The following is a 1,915-nucleotide window of genomic DNA, read 5'->3' as shown; positions in this document are numbered from 1 at the left end:
GGCCGGATTTGCCTGACGAATAATGCGGCAGAGCGAGCGCTCAGAGGCTTTGCGCTCGGCAGAAAATCCTGGCTCTTCGCCGGATCAGACCGCGGTGCAGATCGTGCGGCCTTCATGGCCACATTGATTATGACGGCAAAACTCAACGACATCGATCCGCAGGTGTGGCTGGCCGACGTTCTTGCCAGCATCGCTGATACGTCGATTACCAGGCTGGAGCAGTTGCTTCCGTGGAATTGGACGCCGCCGACCGTCAACGCTCAAGCGGCCTGACCTGCGGCCTTCACCGGAGGCTTACCTAAAATCAAGATCGCATGCCGCAGCGAATTTGGTGATAACTTCGTTTTTGATCGCGGAGACGCCGCAGCCGCCACCGGCCTCAGCAAAATCGCCCCTAATGCTGAAATACATATTCGTCGACCCGCACTCGAGCGTCATTATCCAGCCTTCTTGCACCATTCCCCACTATACTACTTGAGGTTCATCGTGTTTGGTGAGTTCAACAATGTTGAAGCAGTAATGCGACGATCTGGAAGGATGATGATCGTCCAATGGAGGCATTAATGGGTGGATCAGGCGGCTTTAAAGCAATTGGAGTATTTCTAGTATCATTGTTCTTTTCGAACGCCGCAGCAAATGCAGATGAACAAATTTCTCAGTACAAAGCTGCGATGACTAAGGTATTTTTGGAGAAATATGCCGCCTTTCCGATTTTCATTAAGAATCCCCTGTTTCCCGGCGATGTTGTAGCAATCAACAACGAGGAGTTAGTCGCACGAGGCTGCTACAAAAAAATAGCCGGTGGAAATTACAAAGGCACACAAGATTTCTCAGAAGGTATTGATGTTTCAAGCGACATTGACGCTAGAATTGGCGGCGTTGTCATCAAAAAGCGAATCGCTGACGCGGATGTGGGCGCCGACGTAACTTTTGCTGAGACGGCGCGACTCAGTGTAAGCCCCCTGTCCCTCGACAGCGCGCCGGATGCGAATGCACTCCTCGATTGGGACCGAACCCAATCAAAGTGCCACATCATCGATCAAATCCTTGCTGGCGAACCGACGGGACTTTTTTTGGTGTCGGAAGTTCTACATGGCAAAGTCAATTTTTCATTCTCGGTCAGCTTTTCTTCATCAATATCGGCAAAGGCGAAATCAGATCTGCTTCTTAAAATTGCGAGATCATTTTCCATCGACGAGGCAACGATCGGTGCGTCCATTTCTTCGGCGGTGTTCGGTGTATCCACGTCCCCTGACAACATGACGCTGGCGATAAGACCGGCAAGATACAACCGGGAGGAGCTAGCGCGCATAACGCTGTTCATGCGTGGCGAACGAGGCGCTAAACTGGAGATTGCTGTGGAGTCGGCCATTCGCGAGCGGGACATCGGAATATTCGAGAAATTAAGGATTTTCACGCAAGAGCTCATGGGTGACGAAATCAAGAATCGCACGGATTGGGCGCGCCGGATGGCTTATGGAAAAGAGATGGTCTCGCTCCAGCAACTATCAGGTGAAGAGATCGATATGCAGAAAGTGGCAACATACGCCGCAGCAATGGTGATTGTCGGAGAATAGTCATCAAATTGGCATCAACCCGTAGGCCGAACCTAGGCCGTGACCTTGCCCCGTTGAAATAATCCATTTTGAAGTAAGCTCTGGCCCATTGAGAGGACCAGGGAATGAAGCGCAAACGTTTCACAGACGAACAGATTATCGGCATTCTGAAGGAGCACGAGGCCGGCACGCCAGTCTCGGAGCTTTGCCGCAAGCACGGCGTCAGCGATGCCAGCATTTATAAATGGAAAGCCAAATTCGGTGGCATGGACGTATCCGAAGCCAAGCGTCTGAAGACGCTGGAGGACGAAAACACGAAGCTGAAACGGCTCCTGGCAGATGCGATGCTGGACAATGCG

3 protein-coding genes are annotated in these 1,915 nt (G+C 51.6%); all 3 read left to right on the top strand.

Annotated elements, in window-relative coordinates:
- Nucleotides 1–273 (top strand): transposase domain-containing protein (locus PH551_RS32725; RefSeq protein ID WP_285196078.1); only part of this gene is annotated, 273 nt, incomplete at its 5' end.
- A 290-nt stretch (nucleotides 274–563) separates the two neighbouring features.
- Nucleotides 564–1,577 (top strand): hypothetical protein, encoded by a 1,014-nt coding sequence (locus PH551_RS32720; RefSeq protein WP_285196402.1) that lies wholly within the window; start codon nucleotides 564–566, stop codon nucleotides 1,575–1,577.
- Nucleotides 1,578–1,681: 104 nt separating this feature from the next.
- A partial coding sequence (locus tag PH551_RS32715; protein WP_285196401.1) for a transposase occupies nucleotides 1,682–1,915 on the top strand: 234 nt, incomplete at its 3' end.

The organism is Rhizobium atlanticum (assembly GCF_030182485.1).
Classification (GTDB): domain Bacteria; phylum Pseudomonadota; class Alphaproteobacteria; order Rhizobiales; family Rhizobiaceae; genus Rhizobium.
This window is presented reverse-complemented; position numbering and strand designations above follow the sequence as displayed.

Coding starts and splice junctions, on each gene's coding strand:
- PH551_RS32720 (WP_285196402.1), top strand. CDS start 564: ATGGGTGGATCAGGCGGCTTTAAAGCAATTGGAGTATTTCTAGTATCA.